Below are 7,187 nucleotides of genomic sequence, written 5' to 3' on the forward strand. Positions count from 1 at the left end.
GAAATATGCCTCCATATGATCAATGAGGGATTGTTGTGCTTCCGCAAAAGCCTTTTCCGCGGATTCACGATTCACCGGATCGCCTTTGCCGATGAAACGATCCCCTAGGTAGATTTCGCCTTCTTCGGTCACGCGCGCTTTTTTGCCTTCGCGCATTGCAGAGGCAAAGCCCTCCCCGGCGTTTTCCAACAGCACAACATCTTCGTCTAGCAACATGTGCGGGCCATAATTTGGCACGCCGCCTTCGGTGAATCGAGCGACGTTAATTACCACTGACGGGCCGGCATCAACGAGGTTTTGTGCCTCCCGCCGAGTTATATCGGCAGCGTTAATCACTGCGATATCGCCACGTTGGAATTTGCGCATTCCCTTTCCGCCAGGAGTGCAATCACGCACAGTGGCCTGAACTCCAGGAAGATCGGCATCTTTGTTAAACAACCCCATGCCAGGATATTTAACACGGATTGTCCCCGGTAGTGGCCAAGGCGCGCCTGTTACCGGGTAGTTTTGTCCTGCTCTGCCTTATCTAATAATTCTGCTGCATGCGCACGCCCAGTCTCTGTGTCATCCAAACCGGCTAACATGCGGGCAAGTTCCTCCACGCGTTGCTCATAACCCAACGTGAGCACGCCAGAGGTGACTGTCTCATCAGTGACTTCTTTAGCTACGTGCAAATGTGTATCCGCATAAGCTGCGACCTGTGGTAGATGCGTGACGACGATGACCTGATTATGCACCGCCAAGCGGGCCAAACGCCGGCCTATCTCGACCGCCGCACGGCCGCCGACGCCAGCATCAACTTCATCAAAAACCATCGTGGCACCAGTAGTTTCTGCAGAAATGATGACTTCCAATGCCAGCATCACGCGCGATAATTCGCCACCGGACGCAGCGGTAGAAAGCGGTTGTGCCCGTGCTGCATCATTCGGCGCAAGTAGCAGTTCAACCTCATCAGCACCAGATTCTGCTGGCTGGATTTGTCGAACAGCAACCTCTAAACGTGCTTTCGGCATTGCCAAACCCTGTATCTCGGCGGTTACCGCCTTTTCTAATTCCCCAGCGGCTCTAAGGCGTGCAGCAGAAAGTTTTTTCGCAGCCGCACGCATATTTTTCTCTGCCGTTTGCATGCGCTTTTGCAATTCTTCGAGTGCATGGGCTGAAGTGTCGATGCTCGCTAACCGTTTTTCCGCAGCGTCGCGCCACGCAATCACTTCGCTAATCGTCGGGGCATATTTGCGCGTCAAGTTTTTCAGTTCGTGCTGGCGTTGAAGTGCAGATTCTAACTGATCTGGATCTGCCGGTAGCTCCCCGAGAAAGCCGCCAAGTTCTGCGGATATTTCCCCTAATTGCGTAGTGATATCGCCAAGTTTGTCCGCCAAGGCAGACAATTGTGGGTCCTCAGAGCCCCGTACCGCTGATTCCGCCTGCCCCAGGAGAGTCGAAGCAGGGTCAGTTTCGCTAAACCCGTCTGATCCACCGGCAGCCTCCGCGCCGTCGATCGCGGTCAGTGCTGACATAGCTTGTTCACGGAGGGAGTCGACGTCTTGCAAGCGACGAATCCGGGTAATCAGCTCCTCGTCTTCACCAGCTTCCGGCGAAATCTCGTCGATTTCGTCAATCGCGAATTGTAAACGATCAACTTCTTGAGCCAGCTCGCGACGAGACTCTGTCCGAATTTTGAAGTCTCGCTGCAATCTTTTCCAGTCCCGGTAATGAACTTGGTAATCCGCAAGTAGAGCGGAATTCTTTGGCGCAAACCGATCAAGCGCAGCACGCTGTTCTTCTGGAGCCAACAAACGCAGTTGGTCATTTTGCCCGTGAATGGCCAAGACATAGGAAGAAAATTCCGCCAGCTTCGCGGCAGGCACCGAACGTCCTCCTAAGTGCGCCTTAGATCTCCCCTGGGCGCTAACCGTGCGGGCAGCGATGTATTCGCCATTTTCGTCTGCAGAACCGCCCCCAGATTCAACGATTTCTTTCACCGATTGTTGCGCACTGGAGCTAAGCTCATCAGTGAGAAAGCTACCTTCAACGACGGCTTTTTTAGCTCCCGTTCGTACCCGGGACGCGTCGGCACGGCTACCTGCGAGCAACCGAAGCCCGGTAACCACCATGGTTTTGCCGGCACCGGTCTCGCCAGTGAGCACGGTTAACCCGGAAGACAGTTCTGCTGAGGCATGACGAATCACGCCTAAATCTTCGATCGTGATATCCGCGAGCATAACCTTGACTACTCGCCTCCCCCTCGTGCATCGTCCGTGTTGTTGGCCCCGCGGCGAAGTCCCCGTGGACCACGCCACCCCTCCACCGGCAACCAAAATTTGTTAACGAGGCGGTCGGTGAACGGTTTATCATCCAAGCGTACCCAACGAATCGGATGTGCGCCTCGAACCACCTCTACTCGCGATCCCGGAGGCATAGTGATTTGCCGATGACCGTCCATAATCACGACCGCCTCATCAGTTTGCGAAGCGGACTCTACCGCCACCGTCGATGCCGGTGAAACTACAAGTGGTTTAGCAAAAAGCGCGTGCGCATTGTTCGGCACCACCAAAATCGCATCCAACTCAGGCCACAAGACTGGCCCACCGGCAGAAAACGAATACGCGGTAGACCCCGTCGGTGTCGAGATCAGCACACCATCGCAACCGAATGAACTCACCGGCCGGCCGTCGACTTCGAGAATGGCATCAAGCACTCCACGTCGATTCTGACTATGCATGCTAACTTCATTGAGCGCCCAAGAACGACCAACTTCTTCCCCAGCTGCATCGACTACGACCGTGTCAATGGTCATGCGCTCTTCAATGCGATAATCACGTAGCACCACACGTTCCACAGCGGTCTCCAGTGATTCTTCTTCCCACTCAGCGAGAAATCCAACATGGCCCATGTTCACGCCTAGGACCGGGACGTCAACTGCATGTGCCAAGTCTGCAGCACGCAAAAAAGTGCCATCTCCTCCGAGAACAAGCACCAGCTCGCAACCGCGCGCAGCTTCTGGTTCTGCAGCAACCAACGGATACAGGGAGAGATACGGATGTTCGCTCACGCCGGTGGTTCGATCATCAACGACGATGCGCACAGAAATACCAGCGGCAGAAAGCAAACGAACAACGCGTTCGGTAGTAGCTACGTTGCCCATGCTGCCAGTATGCGGGACCAACAAGACGACACGCTGGTCACTAGCGCGCCGGTTGCTTTGAGCAGCCATGTTCAACCTCGTCACTGTGGTCCTTTCTCAACCGCATTATGAATTAACTCGTGCAAAACCGAGTCAGACGGCATCCGTGCTCCACCGTCTTTTTTCAGCCATAAAAAGTATTCTACGTTTCCGCTCGGGCCTGGCAGCCGCGAGGCCCCTGCCGCTAGCGTCGATAAGCCCAACTCAGCAGCAAATTCAGCGACCCCAATGGTGACTTCTTCTCGTAGCTGTGCGCTGCGCACTACTCCGCGATTTCCAAGTCGATGCTTACCGACTTCAAACTGTGGTTTGACCATAGGAAGTAGGTCAGCACCGTCGGCAAGCACCGAAGCAATAGCAGGCAGCACTAACCGCCAAGAGATAAAAGATAAGTCTCCAACCATGGCATCGCAGTAGCCATCCGTGTCATCAACAGTGACGTGCCGCAAATTAAGCTGTTCTTTCACCAACACCTGCGGGTGGCTGCGCAACCGCGGAATCAATTGCTCACGTCCGACGTCAGCGGCCACGACCATAGAGGCTCCACAGTGCAAACAGACATCAGTAAAACCTCCGGTTGATGCACCAGCATCAAGAACCTTTTTGCCCGTAAAATCCAGGCCTGCAGGCGCAAATTCCTCGAGTGCTCCGAGCAATTTATAAGCGCCCCGCGATGCCCATTCCGGCTCGCCACCACCGCTAACCGTCACCAAGTTCGAATGCGTCACTGGGAAAGAGGGTTTCCGAATAACTGTCCCCTCGACAACAACCAAGCCGTCTTTAATCAATCTGACCGCATGTTCCCGTGACCGGGCCAACTCGCGGTACACCAGCGCTGCATCGAGCCGTGAGCGCGATTCTTTGTGCGTGTCGTGCATGGGTTACTCGTCATTCCTGAGCTCGGTGTTTCGTGTTGCGGTGACTACTTCCGCGATCAACGCGCTAATTTTCTTGTAGACCACGTTGCAAGATCTGATGTGCCCGTTCGAGTTGTCCGGCTTCCATTTCTAGATCGGTTGCTGGTTGTGCAAACACATGGACCAGTTCGTCGGCAAGTTCGCCCGGGGTAATCGATGGGGCGTTGGGGTCACGCGGTTTTGGTACAGACATGGCTTAGTTCCAGCTATCTACAGCTTTTTCAGCAAACTCTGATCGCGGATGGATATACCGGGGTGGCTTCGGCAGTGCCCACGCGACTTCAAGCACGGTGCGCAACGCAGCAGCCGAATGGGCAGCCTGCCCTTGGCCGTTGTTACCGTGACCTTCTATCGAGCCGCGTTCCAATAAAACATCGTGCCCATCGGCACGCGCGGTAAAACCATTTTGCGCCCCGGGTCGTAGTTGTTCAGCAGGAAGGAGGACATCAGCAAGATCAACGCCAATATAAGTTGGCCGGTGCTCCGGTGGTGCCTCAAGCAACTCGATTGCCCCAGAAACTCCTGTAAGCACATGTAAGGAAGCGAAACCAGCGTTGTTGGCACCAGCAATATCTGTATTTAAGCGATCGCCAATGCACAACGGATTCTTTGCCCCGATCTTTTGCGCAGCCAAATGGAATAACTCCGGTTCCGGCTTACCCGCTGCCCGGGGGAGCACCCCAGTAGACGCTGTAACTGCAGCGGCCATCGCACCGTTGCCCAGATAAAACCCACGTTCTGTAGGCAGTGAAGCGTCCGCGTTAGTCAAAATATAGCGAGCGCCGGCACGAACAGCCAATGCAATTTCCGACAACTGAGCCCAACCATTTTCTGGGTTATGCCCCTGCACAACTGCTGCGATCCCTGCGTTGACGGGGTCGTCGCCAGCTGAGGTCACTACCCGGTACCCCGCGTCTGCAATGGTTTCTTGCAGCCAAGCGGTGCCGACAACGAGCACGGTAGTGCCCGGCTCAGCTTCTTGTTGCAGCAGCTGCACAACTGCATCGACCGAATTAAACACCGTGGGACTCTCGTTGTTTATCCCTAAGGCACGGAGTTTTTCAGCGACGGCAGCATGGGCTTTTGAAGCGTTATTAGTTACGAAGGCGACGGGAACGGAGACATCGTTCAGGGCCGAAATAGCTGATGCAATGGCAGTGTCACCATTCCACACCGTGCCGTCCAAGTCGACAAGTAGACCATCATGCTGAGTTAACAGACTCATGAGCTTTTCTTCAACTCCTCTAAGCGCACTTCTGCATCAGTCCACTCTTCTTCATCAATTTCAGCAGCGTGCTCGAACCAATCCAGAGCTTCGTCACGACGGCCGGCCTCCAACAGTGCGTTGGCGTAGGCATAGCTCAGGCGCACAGCTGCCATCCCCCGATCAGCTTTATCTGGATTAGCGCGCTGCAAAGTAATCACGGCGCTGTCCGCCTGTTGCTGATCTAGGCGAGCACCCGCGGCGACAATCGCTAATTCAATGGCCTCGTCGAGAGGTAAATTGCGGGCTTCTGGTGACTTTGATAATTCGATAGCTTTTTCCGGCCGCCCAAGGCCGCGTTCGCAGTCAGCCATTACGGCCAAAAGACCGGGACCACCGTGCATACGTCGCGAAGCGCGGAGCTCTGCTAGAGCCTCTTTCCACTCACCAGCATGATAGGCCGCGATGCCGTTTACCTCCCGAGCGACCGAAACTCGGCCGGCACGGTCCTTAGCTGCGCGGGCATGACGCAATGCTAGCTGTGGATCTTCTTCCATCAGCGTAGCCGACATAATCATGTGTTTAGCTACAGAATCCGCGTTATCTTTCGACAAGACCTTCAAATCTTGCAGAACAGTTGGATCCAGGACGGTTGGATCAATATCATCTGGTAGATCAGGCTCTGTTGAGCGTTTGTTCAAGCGATCTTCCCGGAAACCAGGTTTCTGGGGCCCCTTATTCGCCTTCGCGGAACGCTGGGAATCGAATTGCCTGCCCCCGCGATTCTGGCTGTGGGTCCGTTTGTTGCCTTTGTTTCCAGTTCGCCGTGGTCGACCCGCGGGTTTATTCATACAGGATCCTCTTTCTAATTATCGTTGCGCCAAAAATCTGCCAGCTTCCAGCTAGCTTAGCGAACTGGATAGAGCAGCGATAGCTACAGTAGGCGGAATCACCGTTAGCGGACGACATGGCAAAGCGTGTAAAGGTAGGAAAAGAAAACAGAAGGGGTTGGGACAGCGAAGGCGACGAAGGCTCGTTGGACTACGCTGAGCGGACCTGGCCCTAAAGAACTAAAAGCTCCGGATTATGCTAAGCCGAGAAACGTTAAACCTGCACCGGGAAAAATAATTAACCGAAGAACGCTGAAACAGCCAGGAGGCAAACGGTGGACCAGAGGAGATCGAAATCTGCGCTCGGACTTACAATTATTGCAGCCCTTCTATACGGGGGCTATCAATTACTGGGTTCCGATAAGATGCCAGAGCGCATAGAAAGGACTGTGGTTGTCGCTAGCATCGTCGATGGCGATACTATTCGCGTAAGGAAGCCTGGAACTTCGGAAACGACGCGGGTCCGGCTGTTGAATATAGATACGCCGGAACTCAATAAAGAATGTTACGCCGACGAGGCCAAACAGTTTGTCGAAGGGCTGATTCCGGAAGGTACGCAAGTGCAGTTGGTTTATGATCAGGAACAAGCTGACCACTATGGGCGAGAGCTAGCAGGAGTATATGCCGGAGAAACCTTTGTAAACCGAGAAGTCGCCGCTGCTGGTTTTGCAGTACCGATCTTGGTGCAACCAAACACACTATTTTACGAAGAAATTGAGCGGGCTGCTGCCGAAGCGAAAGAAAGTCGACGTGGGGTATTTGCAGCTGATAGCGGATGTGAGTTTGCTGGTTATAAGACCCAAAATTAGACTAAGAAAAATCCACTGTCGTCCGGACTCTGCCTCTTGTGGCGCATTTAAGCGCGTTCAAAGGTAATATGCTGAGCCACGAAAACCTGGCTCCATAAATTGGGTGTGGATATGTTTGTGGCCCGTGGTTGAATGCACCACCAGGGTGCACCCAACCACGGGCCAAACAAACAACCAAACATG

7 protein-coding genes and 1 pseudogene are annotated in these 7,187 nt (G+C 54.2%); 1 reads left to right on the forward strand and 7 read right to left on the reverse strand.

Annotation, left to right across the window (positions count from 1 at the left end; translation table 11 throughout):
• From A5774_RS07670 to A5774_RS07695, 7 genes and pseudogenes are all read right to left on the reverse strand, one after another.
• Nucleotides 1-444: pseudogene (locus A5774_RS07670) on the reverse strand (thiamine pyrophosphokinase); the annotation flags it as partial.
• 50 nt (nt 445-494) lie between these two features.
• On the reverse strand, nt 495-2,222 hold the full coding sequence (gene recN / locus A5774_RS07675) for a DNA repair protein RecN (protein WP_064834188.1): 1,728 nt from the start codon (nt 2,220-2,222) through the stop codon (nt 495-497).
• An 8-nt stretch (nt 2,223-2,230) separates the two neighbouring features.
• Nucleotides 2,231-3,214, reverse strand: a complete 984-nt coding sequence (locus A5774_RS07680; RefSeq protein ID WP_064834190.1) for an NAD kinase — start codon at nt 3,212-3,214, stop codon at nt 2,231-2,233.
• 11 nt (nt 3,215-3,225) lie between these two features.
• On the reverse strand, nt 3,226-4,062 hold the full coding sequence (locus A5774_RS07685; protein WP_064834192.1) for a TlyA family RNA methyltransferase: 837 nt from the start codon (nt 4,060-4,062) through the stop codon (nt 3,226-3,228).
• Nucleotides 4,063-4,126: 64 nt separating this feature from the next.
• Entirely contained in the window at nt 4,127-4,294 is a 168-nt protein-coding gene (locus A5774_RS11310) for a hypothetical protein (protein WP_156519581.1), read from the reverse strand.
• A 3-nt stretch (nt 4,295-4,297) separates the two neighbouring features.
• Complete coding sequence (locus A5774_RS07690; protein WP_064834194.1) at nt 4,298-5,326, reverse strand: HAD-IIA family hydrolase; 1,029 nt, start codon at nt 5,324-5,326, stop codon at nt 4,298-4,300.
• On the reverse strand, nt 5,323-6,156 hold the full coding sequence (locus A5774_RS07695; RefSeq protein ID WP_021353145.1) for a hypothetical protein: 834 nt from the start codon (nt 6,154-6,156) through the stop codon (nt 5,323-5,325). Before A5774_RS07695 ends, A5774_RS07690 begins: the two co-directional genes overlap by 4 nt.
• Before the next feature lie 428 nt (nt 6,157-6,584).
• Here A5774_RS07695 and A5774_RS07700 point away from each other — a divergent pair, with 428 nt between their 5' ends.
• Nucleotides 6,585-7,004 carry a thermonuclease family protein gene (locus tag A5774_RS07700; RefSeq protein ID WP_021353146.1) on the forward strand — a complete coding sequence of 140 codons (420 nt, stop codon included), beginning with the start codon at nt 6,585-6,587 and terminating at the stop codon, nt 7,002-7,004.
• Nucleotides 7,005-7,187 lie beyond the last annotated feature (183 nt).

The sequence above is a fragment of the Corynebacterium sp. EPI-003-04-2554_SCH2473622 genome (genome assembly GCF_001665955.1).
GTDB classification, from domain to species: Bacteria; Actinomycetota; Actinomycetes; order Mycobacteriales; family Mycobacteriaceae; genus Corynebacterium; species Corynebacterium pseudodiphtheriticum.